Consider the following 26,551-nt stretch of genomic DNA (forward strand, 5'->3'; position numbering starts at 1 on the left):
ATTAATTTTCATGTTTTTTCGCACGTTTCTTAGAGTAATATTTCTGAGCCTCTTGAATTTCTTCTTTAATTTCAGACATTTCTTCATCGAGTAAATACGCCGCTTCAGCAGCGCGTTCTAAGCGGTTCTGAATTTCAGGCGGATAATCGCCGTCATATTTATAACGTAACGTGTGTTCAATAGTTGCCCAGAAATTCATCGCTAACGTGCGAATTTGAATTTCAGCTAGAATATCTTTTTGACCACTTAACGTTTCGATTGGATATGAAATAATAACATGATACGAACGATAGCCACTTTCCTTCATATTATTAATATAGTCACGTTCTTCAATCACTTTGAAATCCTTACGTTGTCTCAGTAATTCAACAACCACATCAATATCATCAACAAACTGACACATCATACGTAAGCCAGCAATGTCATACATTTCCTCATGTAATCGGTCAAATTGAATATCACGCTTATTCGCCTTTTCGATAATACTCGTTATCGGCTTAACACGCCCTGTCACAAATTCAATTGGAGAAGCGTGCTCTATGAGTTCATATTGTTTACGAAGCCCCTTTAATTTAATTTTTAATTCCTCAACAGCTTGTTGGTAAGGTGTTAAAAATTGATCCCATTGATTCATCGTTCCTCACTTCGCTTTCATACACATAAATTATTCTAATTCAAAGGCCTCTTCAACTTCTTTAACAAAGTCCTTGCCGTAATTAGAATTACCTTCGATGTTTTCTAATAAGTAGTCAAGTTCATCCCAGAATTGTTTAAGTTCTAAATCATCATTTATAATTAAACGCTTACCGCGATGATTATGTATCATAGACCAAGTTTCTTGAACAAAGTTAAGATAAGAGAATGCTTGTCCATCGTCAAGTAACGCAACGAACGCATAATTATCACTATCTACTAAAACTTGATTCCCTTCTTCATAACCTTCAGTAGGCTTATCTGTATAGCAAAGAATGCTATCCTCTTCAATTTTTATTTCTGTAACATAAATTCGCATAATAGAACCTCCTTATTCATATCATAGTTTAACATAATTTAAATCTCATCGCCCACTGCAAACACCGTCTCAAGACATCGTGTAAATTGTGTATTATCAAGGCTTTGATTCACTTTCCCCTTCTTTGAAAAGCCCTTTTCGATAGGTAATACTTTAATTTTTAGATTCAAATACGTCATAATATAAGTAAAGGAGTGATAAGATGGCTATCGAAAAAGAAATCGAGTATAAACAGCTTTTAAATGAAGACGAATACAACCAATTGTTAGCGGCCTACTTTTCAGACGAAACGTCATTCACACAAGTTAACTATTATATCGATACGGAGAACTTAGATTTATTAAATCAGTTATTAGCACTTCGCATCCGTGAAAAGAACGGTAATTACGAAATGACATTAAAAGTACCTGCAGAAGTTGGTTTAACAGAATTTAACTTTAGAGTCGATGAGAAACCGGAAATTGATGCAGCTATTTCTGAAGATCAGTTGCCAAAAGATATCTCTAACAAACTTAAAGCGCATGACATCGATTTGTCTGCTTTAAAAGTCCTAGGTTCACTCGAAACAAAGCGTTATGAAACACGCCATCAAGATAACTTAATCGTATTAGATCAAAGTACGTATCTTGATCAACAAGATTTCGAACTTGAATACGAAGTGGTTGATGCTGTTAAAGGCTATGAGGCTTTTCAAGCGATACTAAAAGCATTCGATATTACGCACGAAATACCTGATAACAAAGTAAAACGTTTCTTCGACCGCAAGAAAGCACTCCTAAAATAGGTCATTTCAATCGGTCATAAGTCTTATTACTTCCAAATGAAATTATACATGTTATATTAGTATATATATTAAATTGAATACGGTGATAACATGCAAAAGACACCATATGAAATCATAGGTAAAGAAGCTTTATATAAGATGATTGATCATTTCTACATGTTAGTTGAACAAGATGATCGCATCAATCACCTTTTCCCTGGAGACTTTAAAGAAACGAGCAGAAAGCAAAAGCAGTTTCTCACACAATTTCTCGGTGGCCCAAAGCTATACACTGAAGAACATGGGCATCCTATGCTCAAGTACAAACACTTACCATTCAAAATTACACCACGAGAACGCGATGCATGGTTAGAAAACATGGAACAAGCCATCCATGAAGCAGAATTTCCTCATGGTACGGGTGACTATTTATTCGAGAGATTAAAGATGACAGCTAATCATATGGTTAATTCTGAAATATAATTGTAGGTGAAATTGACATGACTGAAGAATTAAATGCGTTAACAGAAGCACGTCGTGAAGATACAAATCTTTCACCTGTGAGTAAAATTGAAATCTATTCATTCTTTGATCCATTTAGTAAGGATTGCTTCAAACTTTCAGCAATCTTATCTAAATTACGCATCGAATATCATAAATATATAAGAATTAGACATATTCTCAATCCTTCTTTACGTGTATTAACGAAGTGCCAAGCTCAGAGCACGTCTAATTACGACAACGTTGCACTTGTTTATAAAGCGGCAGAGCTTCAAGGTCGTGTACGTGCAGAACGTTTCATCCATTTACTTCAAAATGAGATTATTCCTAAGCGTGATATTGTAACTGAACAAATGGTCGACCATTGCATTGAATGTGCAGGTCTTGATCACGAGGTATTTATGGACGACCTTAGAAACCGTAACTTAACGGAAAGCTTAAAGGTCGACTTACACATCGCACGTGAAATGGATATCAACCTATCACCTTCATTAGTATTCTTTAATGAAGATATTCAAGAAGAAGGGCTTAAAGTTGAAGGGTTGTACCCTTACCACATCTACACATATATTATTAACGAATTAATGGGTACTCAAATCGAAAAAGAATTGCCACCTAAATTAGAAGATTATATCCAACAGCAACACTTAGTAACATTTGAAGAATTACTTACGATTTATGAATGGCCTGAGAAGGTTATGACGAAAGAACTTAAGAAGCTTACCCTTCAGCAAAAGGTTGAAGAAATTCAATATGAAGACGGTTATTTCTGGAGAGCTAAGAACTAATGCGTTATATAATTGGGGTGCTGATCGATAAACACACGTTTATCGGTCTTTTTTTATGCGGGTTGAGGAAGTTTTGGTTGTCGCATACATATATACTTATGAGAATATTTTAAATACATGTGAGCACGTACTTGTTAAATGATAAAGGTAAGGTTAATCGAATAATTATAATCTTATAGATTTAAGGGTCTGAGACATAATACTACAATTCCCTTAAATAGCACGCTTTCCTAGTGAGAACAACTCGAATTTAAATACGTTAGTTGTACTTACAAAGTATCATCGCTACTTTGTACCACGCTCAAGCCCTAGCTTGCATAGCTTGATAATTTGCTTGCGTATAAAGCTCAACCCGAATTTCTAATACATTGGTTGAACTCACAAAGAAGCTTAGGCTTCTTTGTGAGTTAAATTGTGCTAGGCCCTCCTAGGGGGCGCCTGCTTTGAGAATTGTATAAATTAAAGCTTAAATGCTTTATTTCGTGACTTTAATCTCAGACCCTTCATTAATGTTTAAGACTATATATAAATGTCAAAGTTTATTACAATTTTTCTTTAAAGAAAGGAATTAATCCTGACAGTGCTTCATTGACAGGTTTTGGTTGATCGTATAAGTCGTAATGTGAAGCACCTTCTACAATGTGAAGTTTTTTATCTTTAGTATAGGCTTTATCGAATAGTTGATATGCAAAGCGGTATGAACCAAATGCACCCGGAATATTACCTGCCACAATATACAATGGTTGATCTAATAATTGATCAGCTAAATTTAGCGCATCGAACCCTGCAATTTCTCCCGTACTTGTAACACGGAATCTATTTATAGCATTGGGATGACTACCGCGCTCAGTACGATAATAGTCTACAGCTTGCACTACATCTATATCATTAGCTTTCGCCTGTTGTCGTTGTTCTTCTGAATCAGGGATATACTTTGTATATGCTGTATCTGCCCCCGTTGCTTCAGCTTCACGTTGTTTAGCAATCGAATGCAACGTGTTTAAAGCTGCATTAGGCGACAAATCACCTTCTCTTGTTAAAGCACCAAAATCGGCTCCTACTACTGATCCTATAGCTTTAATACGTTTATCTGTTAGACTAGCGTTAACTGCGTAGCCACCACCACCGCAAATTCCTAATATTCCTATTCGAGCATTATCTACCGTATCAAGGGTATTTAAATAATCAATTGCAAACTTTATATCCTCAACTCTATAATAAGGGTTTTCTAAGTAATCGGGTTCTTCAGCAAGCTCACCTTGATGTCCTGCATCAAAAGCGAAAGTTACAAACCCTTCTTCAGTTAACCGCTTAGCATATATACTTGCCGTTTGTTCCTTCACACTACTAATTGGGTGAGCAACAACAATTGTGGGTAGTTTCGTCCCTTCAACATTATCAGGTATTCTTAGTATACCTTTAGTATAAATATTTCTTGTTTTAAATTTTAAATTATTCTCTATCATAAAACTTATACTCCCTTCTAATTTTTAAATCTCTCTAGAAACATAATACTCTTGTGTGTATAATCTTATATTATCAAATACTTTAATAGGAACAATTCTTATGATGTTTTATTTGAGAATTAATACCCACTCTTTAAAAGATGGGTTATAGAATTGGGGGATAATTAACATGGATTTAAGAATAGTTAAAACTAGAAAGTTAATTAATGAAAGCTTTATGCATTTGTTTAATACTCAGGGATTTGAGAAAACTACGATTAAAGACATAACTGAACATGCACAGATAGGTCGTAAAACATTCTATTTACATTATTTAGATAAATACGATTTATTAGATACAATTGTTAAGGGTAAATTTGATGAACTCGAACAAATATGTATTTCCAAACAAGAGTTAGGTTTAAAAGAGGGAACTGTAGTTTGGTTTGATTATTTTAAAGACAACAAGTCATTTTTTAACCAACTGTTTAATATTCAATGTTCTGGCAAATACAAACATCAACTGCAAAAATTTATTGTAAACGAGCTTAATCAATATATTGACGAAGAATACTTAATAGCAAAAAATTTAGATTATCAACTATTTCTTAATTTCTTAGCTAGTGGCATAATTGAATTAATTAATAATTATTTAAAGGATAATAATCAGAAGGAAAATATTGAGGATCAAGTGGTATTTATAATAAAAATGTTTTCTGATCAGTTAAAATAGTACATATGTTCATTATTTGCGATTATTTTAGGGATATAGCATTAAACTTCATTCTCTTTAAACGCGTAAATTTGCCGTAACTGAACTACTTGGCGCCATGTAAATTAAGGTTTTTGCTATTTTTAAATGACCAGTTTCTTCTATTAAAATAAGACATAAAAAAAACGTCGTGTCTGAATACACGACGCTAAACAAAGGGGATGGGAGAAATTTTTCACTTCAAACAAAGGGGTATGTTTGTTATGTGATTAATTTCATGTTCATAATATATCACGTGGATATTAGGGTTTCAACCATAAAATTTAATTAAATGAAATTTGTCACAAACTCGTCATAATGAAAACGGATACATTAACCGTTTGCTTTCATAAGCTTTTCAAAAGCGTCTAATTTCTCTTCAAATACCTGACAAGCTTCTTCAATTGGTTGAGGTGTTGTCATATCTACCCCTGCATTTTTAAGAAGTTCAATTGGATAATTTGAACCACCTTTTTTTAGAAATTCATTAATATAACGTTCTACAGCAGGTTCACCTTCTTCAAGGATTTGCTTACTTAAACTTTGTGCAGCACTGTAACCCGTCGCATATTGATACACATAATAATTCATATAGAAGTGTGGGATACGTGACCATTCTTTACTAATATCGTCACACGTTTCTACTGCGTCACCGAAGTATAAACGGTTTAACTTCGCATATTCTTCATTTAAACGCGCTGAAGTTAACGGTTCACCATTTTCTTCAATAGTATGAATTTTATGTTCGAACTCTGCGAACATTGTTTGACGGAATAATGTAGCACGGAAACGCTCTAATTCTTGGTTCAGAAGTAAAAGTCGTTTGTCGTCGTCTAAGTGCTTGTCCATATAATGACTTAATAACGCTTCATTACAAGTTGATGCTACTTCGGCTACGAAGATCGTATAATCACTTAAGTTTGATGGTTGATATTTACGACTGAAGTAACTATGAATAGAGTGACCAAACTCATGAACGAGTGTATATAAGTCTGAAATTGTGTTTGACCAATTTAATAATATAAATGGGTTGGTATTATGAACACCTGAAGAATAACCGCCTGAACGTTTACCTTTATTTTCATAAACGTCGACCCAACGATTATTTACGCCTTCTTTTACCGCTTCCATATATTCTTCGCCCATTGGTTCAAGTGCTTTTAGCATCCAATCTTTAGCCTCTTCATAAGGCATTTCGAATTTCACATCTTTAACTAATGGTGTATATACGTCATACATTTTTAAGTCGTCGATGCCTAATAACTCTTGGCGTAGTTTCGTATAACGGTGTAATAAATGAAGGTTATCATGAACCGTCTTGATTAAATTATCATAAACTTCTTCAGGAATATGGGTTGTCTTAAGCGCTTCTTCACGCGCAGTTTTATAGCGATGACTACGTGCATTAAACACATGCTTCTTAACTTCACCAGCTAATGTAGCACTTAGCGTATTATTATAAGAGCCATAAGCCTTATATACATTTTTAAATGCAGATGCTCTTAATTCACGGTCGTCAGATTCTAAATATTTGATAAATGTACCTTGTGTTAATGGATGTTTATTGCCATCCTTATCAACTGCATCCTCAAATGTTAAATCTGCGTTATCGAACATACTAAAGACATTACCGGCAGTAGATAGTGCATCTTGTGCTTCTGTTAATAATTTTTCTGTGTCTGCATCTAACACATGTGGTCTTTGTTTGTTAATGAGTTCTAAGTCGAACTTAAATTGTTGTAACCCTTCATGGGAAGCAACAAACTCATTAATCTTAGATTCATCAATTTGTAGTAATTCAGGCACCATGAAACTCCAACTTGAAATAAATTTAATAATGAGTTGATGCGCACGTGCTTCATAGCCTGTGTATTTATCATTGCTTGTATCTTGGTCTTGCTTTAAGTGTGCATAGACATAAACTTGTTCGAGTTCATTTTGGATCTCATTCTCCGTGTTAAGTGCATCAAATAATGTTTCAGCATTATCACCTAAGTGACCTTTGAATTTTTCTTCCACACCTAACTTATTTTCCACTTCTTTGAACGCCGCTTCAAAAGCCTCATCGTTCTCAAAAATAGTAGTTAGATCCCATGTATACTCAGGATATTTACGTTCTTGTTCTTCTCTAGTTAACTGTTGACTCATCCTAGTAAACCTCCTTAAATTTCGATTATATATATTTTCTCATTTAATTAAGGAATTTGCACGTTTGAGTGTCTGTTTAAGCATGTTTAAATACGCTTGCGCGAGTTTTGACGCAATTTCGCCCTTTTTAGGTCTTTTCATATAAAAATCACGAAACCTCAAGAATTTAATGAAAGCATACATATCGAAGCGATCCTCTTGATGTAATTTATAAACAAATAATTGCCAGGTCACCGGGTGCGTTCTAATATAGATTTGTTCTGGGAATATGTAGCCACAGTGCTTAACGACTGCTTTGTCACTGAGACGCGCTTGGTACATGAGTGATAGATTCTCTTCCCTTACGTCGTTCTTTCTCCTACACGTCTTAATCAAGTTTAATATTTCATTTGAACTCAGTTTATAGGTATCTGAATGAGGTGTTTCTTCCGACTTCAATATATGCTTCAACGGAACGGCTTGACGATGACCGATAAACTTCCGACCACCGATGTGTTGAAGATGCTCGTAGGCTATTATTTCACGACTTTCAAGTGAGAATGCATATAATTTCAAAGATTTTGGATTAATAAACGCACTTTCAAACGTAGATAAATTGATAATAGGCCCCTTTTTGTTACAAAGTTTTATTAACCAAATCACATTTAGACCGAGTTTATGATAATCACGCGTACGTTCTTGAATCGTGGAAATTGGGACCTTGGAATATTGCACTTCGAGGACAGTATGGCTTTCAATCAGTAAGTCTGGATAACGATTTATCGGCTTTAAGTATGGTTCGATTTGATACGACAAATTAGCTTTATGGCACATGTCACCTAAAATTAACTTTGAATCTTGATGCGCAATCGTTTCAATTGGGTTACATAGTTTTAAACTTTCATGCGCAAAGTGCCAGGCTTTCTGACTACCTTGCTTTAATTTAACTTTATGATGGCAATAGGGACAAAAATATGAATGGCTTTTAATACCGTGACTTGCATGGATGAGTACTTCATTAGAATCTTTTGCTACAAACATTGTTTTACTCCTTCATACATATATACGCCCGTTATTGCCAAATTGCTTTTAAAAAAAATCCCTTCAACACATCTAAAAATGCATTGAAGGGATTAAAATGTAGCCTATCTATATTAAGCTTTAAAGTAACGCTTTACTTGTTCAGTCACGTTATAACTCATAATAATTTTACCATAGTCGTCTAAATAATATTGAGAGCGGTCAGTAGGATTTGCGAATTCAAGTAGTTGACCGTAGAAGTCATTAATAACGTCTTCGTCTACACGATCATCGAATTGAACGAAATAGTAGTACGTATTATCAATCATATATAATAAATCTTCAAAAGCTTCAACTTTTAAGTCATGATGATGCGCATAATTAATGACTGATTCTAAATCATCGAACTTCACAACAATAGCACGTGAAACTGGACGTTTCTTTTTAGTTTGTTGTGCTTGATCTTCGTTCGCTTGACGCTCACCTTGTTGGAACATATTGTCTAGACGTTCTTCAGAGTCCATAGATTGTGAAAGTAACTCATTAACTTGATACTCAAGCTGTTCATTCGTTGAATCTTCAGCCATGTTCATAATATCTTCGTTTTTAGATTTAGAAATAGTTACTTCAACACCCTTTTCAAAGGCATGAACTTGAATCCATAACGGACCTTCAACAACGAAGTCTTCTTCTTCATTAATTTCTTCCATCATTGTCCAGAAGAATTCCTCGCCACGCTTACGGTTCGTCCATAAATCTTCACGCTTGAAACCTCTAGACTCGATATCGCCATAAGTTATAAAAAGCTTGACCGTTGTTTCATCTATACGTTCTATTCTCATATCATCTCACTCCTTACAGTCGATGAATAGTACCCACATTGTATTAAATCAAATAGAAAATTACAATCTATTTGTTTCCTTCGTATTTAAATCATAATTCTAACATATTTTGCAAGGATTATACATAGTTGCTGACAAATCATCATATGCCTTAATCATGATATGTATATCTTTATTATACCATTATTTATAGAAAAAGACGGTACTTGACCTATGTCTAAGGTCAAATACCGTCATGTGATCGATTTCAAGGATTAAATTACTATTTAATCAGATTTTTAATTTAGTCTACCATGCGTTGCGCTTCTTGTAATTGGAAAGTACGAACTTTTCTTGGTAAGAAACGACGAATTTCGTCTTCGTTATAACCAACTTGTAAGCGTTTTTCGTCTAAGATAATAGGACGACGTAAAAGTCCTGGGTTATCTTGGATAATTGTGTATAATTCTTGAAGTGGTAATGCATCAATATCTACGTCTAATTTTTGATAAGTTTTAGAACGCGTAGAAATAATTTCATCAGTTCCATCTTCAGTCATTTTTAAAATTTGTTTAATTTCATCAATTGTTAAATGTTCAGAAAAAATATTACGCTCCGTATACGGAATGTCATGTTCTTGTAACCATGCTTTCGCTTTACGGCAAGATGTGCAACTTGGTGAAGTAAATAATGTTACCATACATCTCACTCTCCTATTAGTTAATGAATAAATTCATTGAATTACTTAGTTAAAAACTCAATCTTATGTAGTCAAAATCTCGAAAGGTTCGTGTATTAACTAAATTTTCAATCTTTTAACTTTACATAAGCTATTATATACACTGAAGATTAAAATTAAATGAGAATATCGTGATAATTTAGTGATTTTTCAGTAAATATAAAAAGATACCTCAATCCCTTGTGCGCGTATACAATTAAATTATATCATACCTTACATTTAAGTGAAATACTGTTACAATAGAAAATGAACTATTCTAAAGAAAGTAGGCGTAATTTAAATGGAAACATTATTTTCAGGCATTCAGCCAAGTGGTATTCCTACGATTGGTAATTATATTGGTGCTTTAAAGCAGTTTACTGATATTCAAGATGAATACGATTGCTATTTTTGTATCGTTGACCAACATGCTATTACAGTACCACAAGATCGCTTAAAACTACGTAAACAAACAAGACAACTAGCAGCTATATATCTTGCTTCTGGTTTAAATCCAGATAAGGTTACTTTATTTATTCAATCAGAAGTACCTGCTCATGCTCAAGCTGGTTGGATGTTAACTACGATTTCGTCTATTGGTGAACTTGAACGTATGACTCAATTCAAAGATAAAGCCTCTAAACAAAACGATGGTATACCTGCAGGGCTTTTAACATATCCACCACTAATGGCAGCAGACATTGTCTTATATAACACAAACATTGTGCCAGTTGGTGAAGACCAAAAGCAACATATGGAATTAACACGTAACTTAGTTGAACGTTTCAATTCAAGATATAATGATATCTTAACTAAACCTGAAGTTAAAATGCCTAAAGTTGGCGGCCGCGTGATGAGTCTTCAAGATCCTACGCGCAAAATGAGTAAAAGTGATGATAATCAAAAGAACTTTATCTCATTACTTGATGAACCTAGATTAGCGGCTAAGAAAATTAGAAGTGCCGTGACTGATTCTGACGGCATCATTAAATTTGATAAAGAAAACAAGCCAGGTATTTCTAACTTATTAACAATCTATTCTAGTTTAACTGATGAAACTATTGAAGCTTTAGAAGCGAAATATGCGGATTCAGGCTATGGTCAATTTAAAGGTGATTTAGCAGAGATTGTTGAGCAATTCTTAACGGATTTCCAAGAGAAATATAATCAATTCTATGAATCAGAAGAACTTGATGAAATCTTAGATAATGGTCGCGATAAAGCGCAATTTGTTGCTAATAAAACGTTAACTAAGATGGAACGTGCAATGGGATTAGGTCGTAAGAGAAAGCGATAAAAGTTATCCTCTTATTCAACGATTTTAAATGTATATTTTTAATACATTGATTTTCGAATATCAATAAAGCCTGCTAACTAAGTTAGCAGGCTTTATGCATTATTTTACTTCTACTTCTTTAAGTGCGTAATCTCCACTTAATTTAAGAGGAGTCCAATTTTTAATGTCTTTTTTAATTAACTGAGCTAAACCTCTTTGATACATAGGGACAATAACACCATCTTCAAGCAAGCTACTTTCAGATTTTTGAAGTAATTCATAACGTTTTTGAGGATCTTTTAACATCTTATCTGAGTCAGCTTCTTTTAATGCTTGATCGTAATCAGGGTTTGAATATCCAGTTTGGTTGTGCGGATTATTTGTTGTAAATAAGCTAATATAAGTTGTTGGGTCTGGATAGTCAGGACCCCAACCTGCATAAGATATATCATAGTCTTTATCAGTTTCAACCTTTAATTTCTGTTTGAAAGGAAGTTGCTTAATCTTAAATTTAACGCCTGGTAAATTCTTCTCAATTTGACCCTTGATAAATTCAGCGTCTGTAATAGATGTATCTTTATCGTAAGTTAAAAACTCAATTTCAAATTTATCTTTACCTAATTCTTTCTTAGCAGCTTCGTAATATTTTTGAGCTTCTTTAACATCAAAATTAACTTCTGATTTAACACCGTCTGTGTAGTCTTTGCCATTTTCCATCTTAATAAAGTCTTTTGCTGTTAAAATATCAGTAGCTTTTGAACCATTATTTAAGTTCGTCTTTACAAAAGTATCTTTATCTATAGCTTTAGATATTGCTAAGCGAAGGTTTTTATTGGCTAAATCTTTATTCTTAGTTTGGTTAATTCTTAAGAAAAATACTGTTGGTTCAGCAAGTGTTTTATATGCTTCATGATCTTTATACTTATCAATCGACTCAGGTGGAATACTGCGTACAACATCTACATCACCTGTTTCAAACATATTTAAACCTGTTTGTGCTTCTTTAACCACTTTGTATTTAACTTTATCCAATTTTACTTTATCTTTATCATGGTACTTGTCATTTTTTACAAGTTCCCATGAGTCTTCATTTTTCCAATTTTCAAGTTTAAAAGGACCATTCGCTAATGTAGCCTTGGCTGTAGTACCAAACTTCTTACCGTGCTCTTTAACGAACTTCTCATTTTCAGGTAAAAAGCTACCAAAAGCTAATAAAGATTGCATATAAGGTAAATCTTTCTCTAATTCAATTACTAGAGTATGTTTGTCTTTAGCTTTAACCCCTAATTCTTCAGGCTTTAATTTTCTTTCTGTAATTTGAGAAGCATTTTTAATATTTTCGAACATATAAGCGTATTCAGCTGCTGTTTCAGGGTTAACTGTTCGTCTCCATGAGAATACAAAGTCATCTGCAGTTACTGGGTCTCCATTAGCCCATTTAGCATCATCACGTAATTCTATAGTCCACGTTTTACCATCTTTGGACTTTTTAGGTTCGCCTTTAGCAACCCCAGGTACTGGTTTGTTATCTTTATCAAATACATAAAGACCTTCGTAAACTTGATTAAACTGAGTAAATGATACGGCATCTGTAGCTAAAGATGGATCCATCGTTGGTATATCAGCAGATTCCATAAGCTTTAATTCATTTCCTGAACTTTTAGATCCCCCACTTCCACTACAAGCACTTAAAACTAAAGTAGATGCTAACAGCATTGAAAATAATTTTCTTTTCTTCGCCATAATTTTGACCTCATTTCGTTATAGGATATATATTAAATTTAATTTAATATCTGAATATTAAGAAAACTTTTGTTGTAAATTACGAGCTTTTTCCTCTGTACACAATACAGAATGGTTTAGAGAAATATAATTTAGAGAAAGATTCTCTTCATTTTTGAACCCATCAATATTAGCGTCATAACTAAACCTCTTTCTATTTCTTTCAATTTGAGGATGTGCTATTGGAATTGCAGATAATAGTGACTGAGTGTATGGGTGTAAGGGCTTCTTATAAATATTATCAGCCTCACCAATTTCAACTATTTTACCTTTATACATTACACCAATAGTATCTGAAATGTATCTGACCATCGCTAAGTCATGAGCTATAAATAAAATAGTTAATCCTTTTTTCCGTTGTATCTCAAGTAATAAATTAACTATTTGAGCTTGAATAGATACATCCAATGCCGATATTGGTTCATCAGCTATAATGATTTCAGGTTCGACAGCTAGTGCTCTTGCTATTCCTATTCTTTGTCTTTGTCCGCCTGAAAACTCATGCGGGAATCTATTAGCGTTCTCTGCACTTAAACCAACTAATTCAAGAAGTTCATAAACTTTGTTCCTAATCTCCTCTTTAGATTTTAATTTCTTTTGTACTTTAATCCCTTCGCTAATAATATCCATGACCTTAAACCTAGGATTTAGAGAGGCATAGGGATCTTGAAAGATCATTTGAACCTTATTATTTAAAAAAGTTTTTCTTTTAGACTTACTTAGCTCAAGGATATTTTGACCATCAATTATTATCTCTCCATCCGTGGGAGAGTATAAATTAATAATTGTTCTTCCTAAAGTTGACTTACCACACCCTGATTCCCCAACTAATCCAAAAGTTTCACCTTTTTTTATTGTAAAACTTACATCGTTTACAGCTTTCACTTCAGTGGATTTATTCTTATTAAAGATTTTCGAAAGACCTTTAATTTCTAATACATTGTTTACCAATTAATCGTCCCCCTTCTTAAGAATTACTTGATGTCTTATCAAAGTATTTTGATAGATCTTTAATAATCTTTGGTGGTTCTGCTTTAGGCGCATCCTCATGATATAACCAAGACTTAACACTATGAGTTTCAGAAAATCTATAAGTAGGTGGTGGTAATTCTAAATCAATTTTTAAAGCGTATTCGCTACGTAATGCAAACGCATCACCTTTAGGTGGAAACATCAAGTCAGGGGGTGATCCAGGTATAGATGATAATTTTACTTCTTTACTAGTATCTAAACTAGGCATCGATCCAATTAGTCCCTATGTATACGGATGTTTAGAATTATAAAATATTTCATCAACCGTACCTCTTTCAATTATTTCACCTGCATACATTACAGCTACTCTATCAGCTATGTTAGCTACTACTCCCAAATCATGTGTTATGAAGATAATTGAAGTTTTAAATTCTTGTTTTAATTTTTTAAATAACTCTAATACCTGTGCTTGAACCGAAACATCTAAAGCCGTAGTTGGTTCGTCAGCAATTATTATCTTAGGTTCTAAAATTAGAGACATAGCCACAACAATTCTTTGACGCTGACCTCCAGAAAACTGATGGGGATAATAATTAAATCGCCTACTAGCATTAGGAATACCAACCACTTCTAACATTTTAATCGTTTTTTCTTTCGCTAAAAATTTAGACATCTTTTTCTTTATTACGAGTTGTTCCATAATTTGCTTACCTACTTTCATAGTAGGATTTAGCGAAGTCATAGGGTCTTGAAATATCATGCTAATTTCATTTCCTCGAATTTCTTGCATTTCCCTTGAATTTAATTTAGCTAAGTCCTTACCATTGAGCCTTGAATATTCACTCGTTATTTCAGTTATTTTAGGAGGTAATAGATTAGTTAACGACTTAGTTAGAACTGATTTCCCTGAACCTGATTCTCCCACAATAGCTAGTACTTCACCTTCTTTTAAGTTAAAAGAAACATCTCTAACAGCATGAACTACACCATTATCAAGGTTAAATTTTGCGTTAAGTTTTTTTACTTCTAATAAATATTTCTCCAATTAAATCCACCCACCTATTTAATTTGATTTCGGATCAAAGGCATCTCTAATTCCATCACTAAACAAATAGAAAAATAGAATTAATAAGCTTAGAACTATTGCCGGTATGAATAATTGATGTGGATAAATTAATAAAAACTTTCTGCCATGGTTTACTAAAGAACCTAATGACGCTTGTGGAGCTGGAATACCTAATCCAATAAAGCTTAGAAAAGCTTCAAAGAAAATAGCATGTGGTACCGTGAACATAGAGGTTACAATTATCGCCCCGGTAGTATTAGGTAAAATATGCTTGAAAATTATACTCCAATTCGACACACCTAAAGTTCTTGCAGCCAGTACAAATTCTTCATTCTTAATTTTTAAGAACTGTCCTCTGACTACTCGACTCATACTTATCCACCCCGTTACAGTCATCGCTAAAATGATAGTCCATAAAGATGGTTCAAATATTAAAACAAATAATATTAAAATTATTAAGCTAGGGATAGAACTTAGAATTTCAATTATTCTTTGTAATATGTCGTCTACTCTACCACCGATAAAACCCGATATAGCACCGTAAACAACACCAATAAAAATATCAAGTATAGCAGCGACGATTCCTATAAAAATAGAAATTTGCGTACCTTTCCATGTTCTAGCCCATATATCTCTACCTAATTGATCGGTTCCGAACCAATGATATTCACTGACATTTTTCTCCTTGTAGAGGTCCCTTCCATTTTTGTCCTTACCATCAAACGGTAGAATCTCTATCGATTCAAGTAGTTGAATTTTAGGAGGCAAGTTTACTTTATGTACGTGTTGTTCATCATACTTATATTGACTCAAAGTAGGTGCTATTACTGCAAACATTAGTAATACAATTAAGCCTACTAAACCAACAATTGACATCCTATTTTTACTAGTGCGTAACCATAAATTTTTTATAAAAGAGAATTGCTCTCTTTTATTTTCTTCTAATACTTGTCCCAATTTAGCATACTCAAATGGTGAATCTATAGAATTAATTTGTTTATTTAAGTTTTCTTTTGTCATTCATTTCTACCACCTTGCGTTCTTATTCTTGGATCAATTAGACCATATAAAATATCTACTAAAAAAATGGATACAATAAATAAGAAACTAAAAAGTAATGTTAAAGCCATTATCACAGGATAGTCATTCGTTTGAATTGATCTAACGAATTGATCTCCTAAACCTGGAATCGCAAATATATTTTCTATCGTTAAGGTCCCGGTTAAAATGCTAGCTAACATTGGGATTATAATAGTAATAAGTGGTATTAATGTATTTCTTAACGCGTGTTTAAAAATTAAGTTACGCATCGGTAACCCTTTAGATTTAACTAATAATATGTAATCTGAACTTAAAACTTCAATCATTTCTGATCGTATATATCTCGCTACCGTGGCTGTGACACTTAAACCTAGAGCTAATGTAGGTAATACTGCTGAAGATAAACCATGCCAACCTCCCACGGGGAATATTTGATACTTTACTGCAAGAAAATATTGTAACATTACAGCTAAAACAAACGATGGAACTGAAATGGCTATAACTGATATAACTGTAGATGAATAATCAATATAACTATTCTTTCGAATCGCTGAAATAACACCTAATATTATCCCTGTGATAACACCGAATATCATAGCGTATGCTCCAATTTCGAAAGATGGTATTAACCTAGGCTCAATTAGAGACCATACCTCTCGGTTATCATATTGGAATGAGACTCCAAAATCTCCTTGGGTTAAGTTCTTTAAATATATAAAATACTGATTCGGCAAAGACTCATTTAAACCATACTTTTCACTAACTATTGCTTTTTGAGTTTCACTTAACTTTTCGTCATTAAAGGGCGACCCTGGCATTAATTTCATTAGAAAAAAAGTGATAGTCATAGTTACAAATAAAGTAATAAACATATAAATAACCCTTTTGATTAAGTATTTAATCAATAAAATTCCCTCCCCCTAAACTTTTATTGTGTTTAACACATTATATAACTATATTTAGTTAGATACAACTATATTTATAATTTAACCGATAATTCAATTGTTTTATTTTATTTGTGCAGGTTAGAAAAAGACCCACCAGAAGTACATTTACTCCTAGTGGGTCAATCGTTATAAAATTGATTTATTTATCTTTTTTCTTACCTGTTTCCTTGTCGATACTTTTATCAATATAGACATGTTTTAATGTCGTGCTACCACCCATTGAATGGTTTACTCGGCCTTTTACTTGTGGATTTTCTAGATAGGTCGAGCCCTTTTGATATATTGGTGCAATAGGTGCTTCTTTTAGCATTAATTCTTCTGCCTCACGTAGAGCTGCTTCACGTTCTTTTGGTCTTTGCAGCAACTTACCATTCGCATCTTTCACAAGTTGATCATAACGCTTACTCGACCAACCGGTATTATTATTTGGGTGATCTTTCGTCATGATATCCATATAAGAAATCGGGTCTGGATAGTCCGGATTCCACAATGATATCGAACTTTCATAATTCATCGTAAGCTCATTATTCCATCTTTGTTTAAATGGTAATTGCTTAATTTTAACAGTTACGCCAGGTAGATTTTTCTCAATCTCGCCTTTGATGTATTCTGCAGCAAGTTTGGTATCAGGTGTATCTTCTGTGTTTAAACTAAACGTAAACGCATCCTTGCCTAATGCTTTCTTGGCCTTTTCCAAATGGGCTTTAGCTGCCTTCGGATTATATTTAAGTGGCGAATCAACAGTATCTGCGAAATCTTGACCATCAACTGTTTCAGCCGTCTTCTTAGCCGTAAATGCATTATTCACCGTGGATCCATCGTTTTTAACAGTATCTACAAACCCTTCCTTATCTATTGATTTCGCAATCGCGAGTCTAAAGTCTTTGTTTCTAAAGGCTGGTACCTTCTTCTGGTTCATCTTGATATAAGCAGATGATACAAGCAAACGACTTTTCAAACCAGGATTATCTTTATATTTATCAACCTGTTCAGCTACAATACCGGCAGAATCGACGGAATCCGTATCATACAACGCCGCGCCAGCTTGCGGGTCTTTGATTACTTTATACTTCACTTTGTCCAAGTGAACCGCTTCCTTATCCCAATATTGCTCATTCTTCGCTAAGATAATTTTATCCTCAGGTTTCCATTCCTCCAATTTAAAAGGCCCATTGTATACTGCTTTATCACCCGTAGTGGCGTACTTATCACCAAATTTCTTAGAAACCTTTTCATTTTGAGGGAAGAATGTCGGAAACGCAAGCATGCTCGTAAAGTAAGGAATTGGTTTCTCAAGTTCAATTCTAAGCGTATAATCATCTATCGCTTTGACGCCCAATTTATCGAGCGCTTTCTTACTTTCATTCACGTCCTTACCGTTTTTAATATCATACATAATAAATGCATATTCACTCGCATTCTTAGGATCAACTACTTTACGCCAAGCATAAACGAAGTCGTGTGCCGTTACATCATCTCCATTAGACCATTTGCCATGTTGCTTAAGCTTAACTGTATAGGTTTTACCGTCATTCGTAACTTTAGGCATGCCCTTTGCCAAAGCAGGCTTAGGTTTATCATTTTTATCAAATCGATATAACCCTTCGAAGACTTGGTTAAATTGGTTAAAGGAAACTTGATCTGATGCTTTCGTAGTATCAAGTGAGTGCATATCACTACCCATTACAGTTCGATAAACTTGTCCTTTCGAGTCGTACAAACTTTCCTTATTACCGCAAGCAGTCATCAACATCATTATAATTATGAAAGTACTAAACCATTTATAATATTTCATATTTTCTCCCCTTTTTTAAGAAAGAGACACTTCAATGTGAAGTGCCTCAATAATGATTTATTTCTTTTTTTCGCCTGTTTCACGGTCAATACTTTTATCAAAATATGCGTACTTGTAAGAATATTCGCCACCGATTTGGTTGTAGATAATACCTTTTAGTTGAGGGTTAATTAATTCTGCTTGTCCTTTTTGGTAGATAGGTGCTACGGGAGCGTCATTAAGCATCATTTCTTCAGCCTTTTTCATAGCTGCTTGTCGCTCCTTAGGTTTAGTAAGCAATTTACCATTCGCATCTTTAACGAGCTGATCATATTCTTTATTCGACCAACCAGTATTATTATTCGAGTTACCAGTCGTCATGATATTCAGGAATGTTAGTGGGTCTGGATAATCTGGCCCCCAACCAGATAGTGATGCTTCATAAGTTTCATTTTGTTCTAATGTTAATCGTTGTTTAAATGGCATTTGTTTAACTTTCAAAGTAACACCAGGAAGATTTTTCTCAACTTGTGCTTTGATAAACTCAGCAGAAATTTTAGCATCTGGCGTATCTTCAGTATTCATTGAAAAGACAATCTTATCTTTACCTAGCTGTTTTTTAGCCTTTTCTAAATGTTGTTGAGCTTCTTTAGGACTATACTTCAATGGCGATTTTATAGTAGAAGAAAAGTCCTTCCCATTAGGTGAATCAGCGGTTTTTTTAGCTGTAAAGACATCTACTGGTTCAGAACCATCATTTTTAACCGAATCTACATAACCTTTCTTATTAATTGATTTTGCAATTGCTTTTCTAAATTCTTCGTTCTTAAATGCAGGAACTGTTTTCTGGTTCATCTTAATGTAGAAAGTACTTGATAATAAACGTTTGTTCAGAGCCGGGCTATCTTCATATTTTTCTACTTGTTCAGCTACAATTTTAGTTATATCTACTGAATTAGTATCAAATAACGATGCTCCAGCTTGCTGATCTTTAAGAACCTTAAAGTTTACTCTATCAAGTTTAACAACGTCTTTATCCCAATAATTGTTGTTCTTGACAAGTTGAATACGGTCTTCAACCTTCCAATTTTTAACCTCAAATGGTCCGTTATAAACTACATTATCTGCTTTTAAACCATATTCTTTACCATACTTCTTAACTACCTTCTCGTTTTGAGGCATATAAGTTCCGAACGATGTTAATTCTTTGAAATATGGAATCGCTTTATTAAGCTCTACTTTTAAAGTATGGTCATCTAAAGCTTTTACACCAACGCTGTCTAACGGTTTCTTACCTAAGTTGGCTGCTTCAGCATTTTTAATATCATACATAATATAAGCATATTGAGATGCTGTGTCAGGATCTAATACACGCTTCCATGCAAATTCAAAATCATGAGCTGTTACTGGGTCACCGTTTGACCATTTAGCATCTTTTCGCAATTTAAATGTATACGTTTTACCGTCATTCGTTACTTTAGGCTCACCTTTAGCAACGCCTGGTACTGCTTTATCATCACTATCAAGAGAATACAAACCCTCATAAACTTGTTTATATACAGAGAAACTTACCGTATCTGTCACAGCTGCAGAATCAAGTGATGTCATATCTGAAGCAATGACTTTACGTAAAGTTTGACCTTTATCGCTATATAAGCCTTCAGAGTTTCCACATGCACTTAATAAAAGCACGATTCCTAAAAATATGCCTAATAATCTAAAGCTTTTTGATTTCATCGTTTTACCCCCTTACACCGTACTACTAAATTGTTGTCTGATGTCCCCAATTTCTTGATCGGTTGCGTGAACATAATGCCCTTCAAAGCATTCTTGCAACGTACGTTCATTTTTTAAGCTCGCATCTTCCTGATATGTAACACGTTTACGTGTACGTTCGCTCTCAGGATCTGGTTGAGGTACGGCAGACAATAAAGATTTCGTGTAAGGATGCAACGGACGATTATAAATATCATCCGCAGAACCAAGCTCTACAATCTTACCAAAGTGCATGACAGCAATGCGGTCTGATATGTACTTAACCATAGACAAGTCATGTGCAATAAACAAGAATGTGATACCGTGCTCACGCTGAAGCTTTTGTAGCAAGTTTACAACTTGTGCTTGAATAGAAACATCTAATGCTGAAATCGGTTCATCCGCAATGATGAATTCTGGTTCAACTGCTAAGGCTCTGGCGATACCGATACGTTGACGTTGGCCACCTGAGAATTCGTGTGGATATCGGTTCGCATGGTCTTTACGTAAACCTACAGTTTCAAGTAAATCATAGACACGTTTTTTACGATCTCGCTTACTTTCTACTAATCTGTGAATGTCGATTCCTTCAGCCACAATATCCATAACTTTTAAACGTGGATTTAATGATGCGTATGGATCTTGGAATATCATTTGCATCTTCTTATTAAATTTAAGTGATGCTTTGCGGCTCTTAATGTCGTTGATATTAACGCCGTTATATAGCACTTCGCCTGCCGTGGCATGGTTAAGTTTAATTAAAGCTTTTCCTGTAGTTGACTTACCACAACCAGACTCACCAACTAAACCTAACGTTTCCCCTTTATAAATCTTAAACGATACATCGTCTACAGCACGCACTTCATTAGGTTTACCTACGTTAAAATATTGCTTTAAATTTTTAACTTCTAATAAAACATTATCTTCATGATTCATTTAAAGCCACCCTTTCTACACGTTCTGGTTTGTCGAAATTGTTCGGCATCGGTCGTTGCTTAAGCTTAACCATCTGTGGCGGTTCAACTTTAGGTGCACGTTCATCTAATAACCAAGATTTAACAAAGTGCGTAGGCGATACTTTAAACCATGGAGGTGCCTCTTTAAAATCTACCTCTAATGCATAGTCACTACGTCTCGCGAATGCATCTCCCGTTGGTGGGTGTAATAAATCAGGAGGCGTCCCTGGAATCGCAAGTAATTCAGTATCATTATTTGTTTCTAAATCAGGCATTGATGATAATAATCCCCATGTATACGGATGTTGTGGGTCATAAAAGATTTCTTCTACATTACCGCGTTCAATCATCTGTCCGCCGTACATAACAGCTACACGGTCTGCCACGTTCGCGACCACACCTAAGTCGTGTGTTATGAATATAATCGACGTATCAATCTTTTGTTGAAGCTCTTTCATTAAGTCTAAGATTTGAGCTTGCATAGTTACGTCTAAAGCAGTTGTAGGTTCATCCGCAATCAATACTTTAGGTTCACATGCAAGTGCTGTTGCGATAACAATACGTTGTCTTTGCCCACCCGAGAATTGGTGTGGATATGCATTAAAGCGTTTCTTGGCATTAGGTAATCCAACCATTTCTAAAATTTCGATTGCGCGCTTTTTTGCATCTGCTTTATTAAATCCTCTATGCTTAATTAATGGTTCCATAACTTGCTTTCCAATCTTCATCGTTGGATTAAGTGATGTCATCGGGTCCTGAAATATCATTGAGATATCTTTACCTCTCAATTTCATAAGTTCCTTTTCACTCTTTTTAGTCAAGTCTTCACCGTTAAATAAGACTTCTCCTTTTTTAATACGTCCTGTATTTCCTTGGAAAAGTTTCGTCAAAGCCTTAGTCGTAACTGACTTACCAGATCCAGATTCACCTACAATCGCAAGTGTTTCCCCTTTATGAAGCAAGAAATCTACACCTCGTACCGCTTGAACTTCACCTCCAGTGATATCAAACGATACATGCAAATCATTGACCTCTAGCACACGTTCTCTCATTTTTAAAAGCCCCCTTTATTTACGCATTTTTGGATCAAATGCATCTCGTAAACCATCACTAAATAGATAGAAGAATAAAATTAATAAACTTAATACAACGGCTGGAATAAATAATTCATGTGGGTGAATTAATAGTAATTGTCGACCATCATTTACGAGTGAACCAAGTGACGTTTTAGGTGCTGGAACACCGATACCAATGAAGCTTAGAAACGCCTCGAAGAATATCGCATTAGGTACCGTAAACATTGAGGTAACAATGATCGCGCCTAATGTATTAGGTAAGATGTGTTTAAAAATTAATTTTCCTTTTGAAGCACCTAATGTTTTAGATGCCATAACGAATTCTTGTCCTTTAAGTTTTAAGAACTCACCTCGAACAACACGACTCATACCAATCCAACCGGTAATCGTCATTGCAAGGATGATTGTCCAAATAGACGGTTCAAAAATTAATACGAATAAAATAACAACAATTAGAATCGGAATTGAAGCAATTATTTCGATAATACGTTGCATAATATCATCGACTCGACCGCCGAAAAATCCTGATATAGCGCCATATACGACACCGATAAATACATCGAGTAATGCAGCAACTACACCTATAAATAATGAGATTTGAGCACCCTGCCAAGTACGTGACCATAAGTCACGACCTAATTGGTCAGTCCCAAACCAAAAGTTCTCTTTAACATTTGCTTCTTCATATGCATTCTTACCATCTTCACCTTCGCCATCAAATGGTAATAATGGTACATGTTCTAAAACTGGAACTTTAGGTGGTAAGTTACGTCTATCTATATCTTGTTCAGCATAACTATGACTATTGAGCATAGGTCCTATAAGTGCTAACAAGATAATTATGATTAAACCAATCATGCCGACGATTGCAAGTTTATTTTGTTTGAGTTGACTCCATGCGTCTTGCCAGAAAGTTCGGCTTTCACGTTTAATTTCATTATCATTCACACGTTCTCTTGTTGATTGAACGAAGTCAGAATCCATAATGCCTTCAGAAGTATGTGTCATTGTAGCGTTTGAGTGATCATCATGTGGTTTGTTAGTATTATCAATTCGCATTATTTTTTCCCTCCTTGTAATCTAATTCGTGGGTCTATTAAACCGTATAATATATCAACTATGAAAATTGATACGATAAATAAGAAACTAAATAATAAGGAGAGCGCCATAATAACCGAAAAGTCGTTCGTTTGGATAGATCGTACGAATTGATCCCCTAATCCTGGTACACCGAAGATATTCTCAATGGTTAAGGTACCAGTTAAGATACTCGCTAACATAGGAACTAATATTGTGATTACTGGAATTAATGCATTACGTAACGCATGCCCAAATAATACACGAGCCATAGAGTTACCTTTTGCTCTTGCAAGTAAGATGTAGTCTGAGCTAAGCACTTCAATCATTTCTGCCCTTATGTAACGTGCCACTGTCGCAATAACTACTGCAGATAGTGCTAATGACGGCAAGACAACTGTAGATACGCCTTCCCAACCTGCCACTGGAAACCATTGAAGTCGTACTGAGAATACATATTGTAATAATACAGCTAATACGAATGATGGTACTGAGATTGCAATTACTGAAATAAATGTCGCTGTATAGTCCACCCAAGTATTTTGCTTAACTGCAGCTATTACGCCTAAAATTACGCCTATAACAACACCAATAATCATAGCGATTAGTCCCATTTCAAGTGATGGTAACAATCGTGGCTGAATTAAATCCCAAACAGGCTGGTTATGATATTGAAATGAGTTACCAAAGTCCCCCGTTAACGTATTTTTTAGATAGTTTAAGTATTGAACTGGTACAGGATCGTTTAATCCGTACTTTTCATTTAAGATTTGTTTTTGTTCCTCACTTAATTTTTGGTCGTTAAATGGTGACCCTGGCATTAATTTCATTAAGAAAAAAGTGATTGTCATTACAACAAATAATGACACCACCATGTATAACAACCGTTTTAAAGTATACCTAAGCATTTTCAATCCCCCTTTAAGATTTCAAAAAATTCTCCCTTTCAAAATTTTCTGAATTCAACTATTTCAATTATACTCAAATTTTTATATTAAATGCAATATTGTTTTACTTTAAAAGAATAAAGTACTTTATTTTTAAATTTATCTAATGTGTCGTATTAACCTAATTTTAAAGAATTTTCAGAAATAAATATTTTCTTATAAAAGCATTTGAGATACAATAAGAATAACTTTAATTAAAGAAGGTAATGGCATGAGAAATTTAAAAACTTGTATCATATTTGTTATCGGCATACCAATGTTGAGTTTATTAATTTGGTTGTTTAATTCACATACTTTAGCGGTTTTTAATAATGTGTTTTTTTCAGTTAGTATTTTGACTACTTGTGGATTATTTATAGTCTTAATTGTCCAAGAAGGTGTGTTTGATGCGACAAGTTATGGGTTTAGACGACTACGTTATCAGCTTTCTCCAAAAAAGAAACGACTTGAATGGGAGAATGATGATTTTATGAACCCTAAATCTCCTAAGAAAGCATTTTATATTGTTAAGCCTTGGGTTAAAATCGGTTTAATTATTAGCGTCATTTATGTCATTAATTCGATTATCATAAGCTTAACGTTCTAAAGACGTATGTCCACCTGAAATATACATATATTTATAAAAAAAGAGTTTAGGCATGTTCATTAAGAACATCCTAAACTCTTTAATTTATATCTAATTACTCATCATATTTTTTAAGAATAAGTACTGCATTGTGACCACCAAATCCTAAGCTGTTACTCATCGCATAAGTGATGTCGTGGTCAATTGCTTCATTACCAACAATATCAATATCGATTTCTGGATCTGGATTGTCAGAATGAATAGTTGGCGCAATTTTCTTATCACGAATTGATAGCGCTGAGAAAATTGTTTCAATTGCGCCTGTAGCACCTAATAAGTGACCTGTCATAGATTTTGTAGAATTAATCTTAAGGTCTTTTACTGCATCGCCAAACGTATTCTTAATCGCTTGAACTTCGTATAAGTCACCAACTGGCGTACTTGTACCGTGCGCGTTTAAGTATTGGATATCTTTAGGTTCAATACCTGCATCTTCCATCGCTGCTTCCATAGCACGAGAACCGCCTTCACCTTCAGGCGCTGGCGCTGTAATGTGGTAGGCATCACCTGTTGAACCGTAACCTACTAACTCAGCGTAGATATGTGCACCACGCGCTTTAGCTGATTCAAGTGATTCAAGCACTACTACACCTGCACCTTCACCCATTACAAAGCCATCACGGCCTTCTTGGAATGGGCGGCAAGCTGTTTCTCTATCTTTATTTGTAGATAAGGCACGGCTTGCACTGAATCCAGCAATTGCCATGTATGTGATTGGTGCTTCAGTACCACCAGTAATCATCGCATCAGCGTCACCACGTTGAATAACTTTAAAAGCGTCACCAATAGAGTTTGTACCAGTAGCACAAGCAGTTACAGTTGCGCCGTTTGGACCTTTAGCACCTAAGTCAATTGATACTTGGCCTGTAGCCATATCAGGAATTAACATTGGTACGAAGAACGGACTAACACGTCTAGGACCTTTTTCTAAAAGTTGGTTATGTGCATATTCGAAAGTTTCCATACCGCCGATACCTGAACCGATCCAAACACCAACACGGCTACTATTTTGGTCTGTGATTTCAAGTTTCGCATCTTTAACCGCTTCACGAGCAGCTACAACCGCATATTGTGTAAAACGCGCCATTTTACGCGCATCTTTTTTCTCGATGTGATCATGAATGTCAAAGTCTTTTAATTCACCAGCTAGGTTAACATTAAATTTAGACATATCAATGCGTGTAACTTCATCGATACCATTAACACCTTTTAATGCATTATCCCAAGTTGTTTTTACATCGTTACCAAGTGGTGATAAAGCACCTAATCCTGTAATAACAACACGTTGTTTTTTACTCATATGTTAATCCT

General features: G+C 34.5%; 24 protein-coding genes and 1 pseudogene. 6 read left to right on the forward strand and 19 right to left on the reverse strand.

Features of this window, described 5'->3' with window-relative positions:
• Nucleotide 1: 1 nt before the first annotated feature.
• Both ACF3N8_RS10850 and ACF3N8_RS10855 read right to left on the reverse strand, forming a co-directional pair.
• Nucleotides 2-634, reverse strand: coding sequence for a GTP pyrophosphokinase family protein (locus ACF3N8_RS10850; RefSeq protein ID WP_009383545.1), 633 nt, complete (start codon nt 632-634; stop codon nt 2-4).
• Between the two features lie 30 nt (nt 635-664).
• Complete coding sequence (locus ACF3N8_RS10855) at nt 665-1,012, reverse strand: hypothetical protein (RefSeq protein WP_009383542.1); 348 nt, start codon at nt 1,010-1,012, stop codon at nt 665-667.
• 202 nt (nt 1,013-1,214) lie between these two features.
• Between ACF3N8_RS10855 and ACF3N8_RS10860 the strand changes: the two genes are divergently transcribed.
• From ACF3N8_RS10860 to yjbH, 3 genes are all read left to right on the forward strand, one after another.
• Entirely contained in the window at nt 1,215-1,796 is a 582-nt protein-coding gene (locus ACF3N8_RS10860; RefSeq protein ID WP_009383540.1) for a CYTH domain-containing protein, read from the forward strand.
• Nucleotides 1,797-1,886: 90 nt separating this feature from the next.
• Entirely contained in the window at nt 1,887-2,258 is a 372-nt protein-coding gene (locus tag ACF3N8_RS10865) for a truncated hemoglobin YjbI (RefSeq protein ID WP_009383538.1), read from the forward strand.
• A 17-nt stretch (nt 2,259-2,275) separates the two neighbouring features.
• Complete coding sequence (yjbH, locus tag ACF3N8_RS10870; RefSeq protein WP_009383536.1) at nt 2,276-3,064, forward strand: protease adaptor protein YjbH; 789 nt, start codon at nt 2,276-2,278, stop codon at nt 3,062-3,064.
• A gap of 542 nt (nt 3,065-3,606) precedes the next feature.
• Here the strand turns inward: yjbH and ACF3N8_RS10875 are convergent.
• The gene (locus ACF3N8_RS10875) at nt 3,607-4,530 is read right to left on the reverse strand and encodes an alpha/beta hydrolase (RefSeq protein WP_009383535.1); all 924 of its coding nucleotides are present in this window, start codon (nt 4,528-4,530) and stop codon (nt 3,607-3,609) included.
• A gap of 169 nt (nt 4,531-4,699) precedes the next feature.
• Between ACF3N8_RS10875 and ACF3N8_RS10880 the strand changes: the two genes are divergently transcribed.
• Nucleotides 4,700-5,242 carry a TetR family transcriptional regulator gene (locus ACF3N8_RS10880; RefSeq protein WP_009383533.1) on the forward strand — a complete coding sequence of 181 codons (543 nt, stop codon included), beginning with the start codon at nt 4,700-4,702 and terminating at the stop codon, nt 5,240-5,242.
• A gap of 351 nt (nt 5,243-5,593) precedes the next feature.
• Here the strand turns inward: ACF3N8_RS10880 and pepF are convergent, their stop codons facing one another.
• The 4 genes from pepF to spxA form a co-directional block, all read right to left on the reverse strand.
• On the reverse strand, nt 5,594-7,408 hold the full coding sequence (gene pepF, locus ACF3N8_RS10885) for an oligoendopeptidase F (protein ID WP_017176621.1): 1,815 nt from the start codon (nt 7,406-7,408) through the stop codon (nt 5,594-5,596).
• A 39-nt stretch (nt 7,409-7,447) separates the two neighbouring features.
• Entirely contained in the window at nt 7,448-8,428 is a 981-nt protein-coding gene (locus ACF3N8_RS10890) for a competence protein CoiA (protein WP_009383530.1), read from the reverse strand.
• Between the two features lie 113 nt (nt 8,429-8,541).
• The gene (gene mecA / locus ACF3N8_RS10895; RefSeq protein WP_009383528.1) at nt 8,542-9,249 is read right to left on the reverse strand and encodes an adaptor protein MecA; all 708 of its coding nucleotides are present in this window, start codon (nt 9,247-9,249) and stop codon (nt 8,542-8,544) included.
• A 283-nt stretch (nt 9,250-9,532) separates the two neighbouring features.
• Complete coding sequence (spxA, locus tag ACF3N8_RS10900) at nt 9,533-9,928, reverse strand: transcriptional regulator SpxA (protein ID WP_009383526.1); 396 nt, start codon at nt 9,926-9,928, stop codon at nt 9,533-9,535.
• Nucleotides 9,929-10,247: 319 nt separating this feature from the next.
• On the opposite strand from spxA, the gene trpS reads away from it, so the two are divergent.
• A complete protein-coding gene (trpS, locus tag ACF3N8_RS10905) occupies nt 10,248-11,243 on the forward strand; it encodes a tryptophan--tRNA ligase (RefSeq protein WP_009383524.1) in 996 nt (331 codons plus the stop codon).
• Between the two features lie 99 nt (nt 11,244-11,342).
• Here trpS and ACF3N8_RS10910 read toward each other — a convergent pair whose 3' ends face one another.
• From ACF3N8_RS10910 to opp3b (ACF3N8_RS10960), 11 genes and pseudogenes are all read right to left on the reverse strand, one after another.
• A complete protein-coding gene (locus tag ACF3N8_RS10910; protein ID WP_009383523.1) occupies nt 11,343-12,965 on the reverse strand; it encodes a peptide ABC transporter substrate-binding protein in 1,623 nt (540 codons plus the stop codon).
• A gap of 57 nt (nt 12,966-13,022) precedes the next feature.
• The gene (locus ACF3N8_RS10915; RefSeq protein WP_009383522.1) at nt 13,023-13,955 is read right to left on the reverse strand and encodes an ABC transporter ATP-binding protein; all 933 of its coding nucleotides are present in this window, start codon (nt 13,953-13,955) and stop codon (nt 13,023-13,025) included.
• 16 nt (nt 13,956-13,971) lie between these two features.
• Nucleotides 13,972-15,021: pseudogene (locus tag ACF3N8_RS10920) on the reverse strand (ABC transporter ATP-binding protein).
• 18 nt (nt 15,022-15,039) lie between these two features.
• Complete coding sequence (gene opp3C, locus ACF3N8_RS10925; RefSeq protein ID WP_009383519.1) at nt 15,040-16,062, reverse strand: oligopeptide ABC transporter permease; 1,023 nt, start codon at nt 16,060-16,062, stop codon at nt 15,040-15,042.
• On the reverse strand, nt 16,059-16,988 hold the full coding sequence (gene opp3b, locus ACF3N8_RS10930; RefSeq protein ID WP_009383518.1) for an oligopeptide ABC transporter permease: 930 nt from the start codon (nt 16,986-16,988) through the stop codon (nt 16,059-16,061). The genes opp3C (ACF3N8_RS10925) and opp3b (ACF3N8_RS10930) overlap by 4 nt, the downstream gene beginning before the upstream one ends.
• Nucleotides 16,989-17,169: 181 nt before the next feature.
• Nucleotides 17,170-18,825: a peptide ABC transporter substrate-binding protein gene (locus ACF3N8_RS10935; protein WP_009383517.1), complete on the reverse strand. Its 1,656-nt coding sequence runs from the start codon at nt 18,823-18,825 to the stop codon at nt 17,170-17,172.
• A 57-nt stretch (nt 18,826-18,882) separates the two neighbouring features.
• Nucleotides 18,883-20,541 carry a peptide ABC transporter substrate-binding protein gene (locus ACF3N8_RS10940; RefSeq protein ID WP_009383516.1) on the reverse strand — a complete coding sequence of 553 codons (1,659 nt, stop codon included), beginning with the start codon at nt 20,539-20,541 and terminating at the stop codon, nt 18,883-18,885.
• A gap of 12 nt (nt 20,542-20,553) precedes the next feature.
• Complete coding sequence (locus ACF3N8_RS10945; protein WP_009383515.1) at nt 20,554-21,495, reverse strand: ABC transporter ATP-binding protein; 942 nt, start codon at nt 21,493-21,495, stop codon at nt 20,554-20,556.
• Nucleotides 21,485-22,567: an ABC transporter ATP-binding protein gene (locus ACF3N8_RS10950; RefSeq protein ID WP_009383513.1), complete on the reverse strand. Its 1,083-nt coding sequence runs from the start codon at nt 22,565-22,567 to the stop codon at nt 21,485-21,487. Before ACF3N8_RS10950 ends, ACF3N8_RS10945 begins: the two co-directional genes overlap by 11 nt.
• Nucleotides 22,568-22,582: 15 nt before the next feature.
• Entirely contained in the window at nt 22,583-23,650 is a 1,068-nt protein-coding gene (gene opp3C / locus ACF3N8_RS10955) for an oligopeptide ABC transporter permease (RefSeq protein ID WP_009383512.1), read from the reverse strand.
• The gene (opp3b, locus tag ACF3N8_RS10960; RefSeq protein ID WP_009383511.1) at nt 23,650-24,576 is read right to left on the reverse strand and encodes an oligopeptide ABC transporter permease; all 927 of its coding nucleotides are present in this window, start codon (nt 24,574-24,576) and stop codon (nt 23,650-23,652) included. The genes opp3C (ACF3N8_RS10955) and opp3b (ACF3N8_RS10960) overlap by 1 nt, the downstream gene beginning before the upstream one ends.
• A 250-nt stretch (nt 24,577-24,826) precedes the next feature.
• Between opp3b (ACF3N8_RS10960) and ACF3N8_RS10965 the strand changes: the two genes are divergently transcribed.
• A complete protein-coding gene (locus tag ACF3N8_RS10965) occupies nt 24,827-25,201 on the forward strand; it encodes a DUF3899 domain-containing protein (RefSeq protein WP_009383509.1) in 375 nt (124 codons plus the stop codon).
• Nucleotides 25,202-25,295: 94 nt separating this feature from the next.
• On the opposite strand, the gene fabF is transcribed toward ACF3N8_RS10965, so the two are convergent.
• Nucleotides 25,296-26,540, reverse strand: coding sequence for a beta-ketoacyl-ACP synthase II (gene fabF / locus ACF3N8_RS10970; protein ID WP_009383507.1), 1,245 nt, complete (start codon nt 26,538-26,540; stop codon nt 25,296-25,298).
• Between the last annotated feature and the right edge of the window lie 11 nt (nt 26,541-26,551).

Origin of the sequence: Staphylococcus massiliensis, from assembly GCF_043186315.1 — a bacterium.
Lineage (GTDB): Bacteria > Bacillota > Bacilli > Staphylococcales > Staphylococcaceae > Staphylococcus > Staphylococcus massiliensis.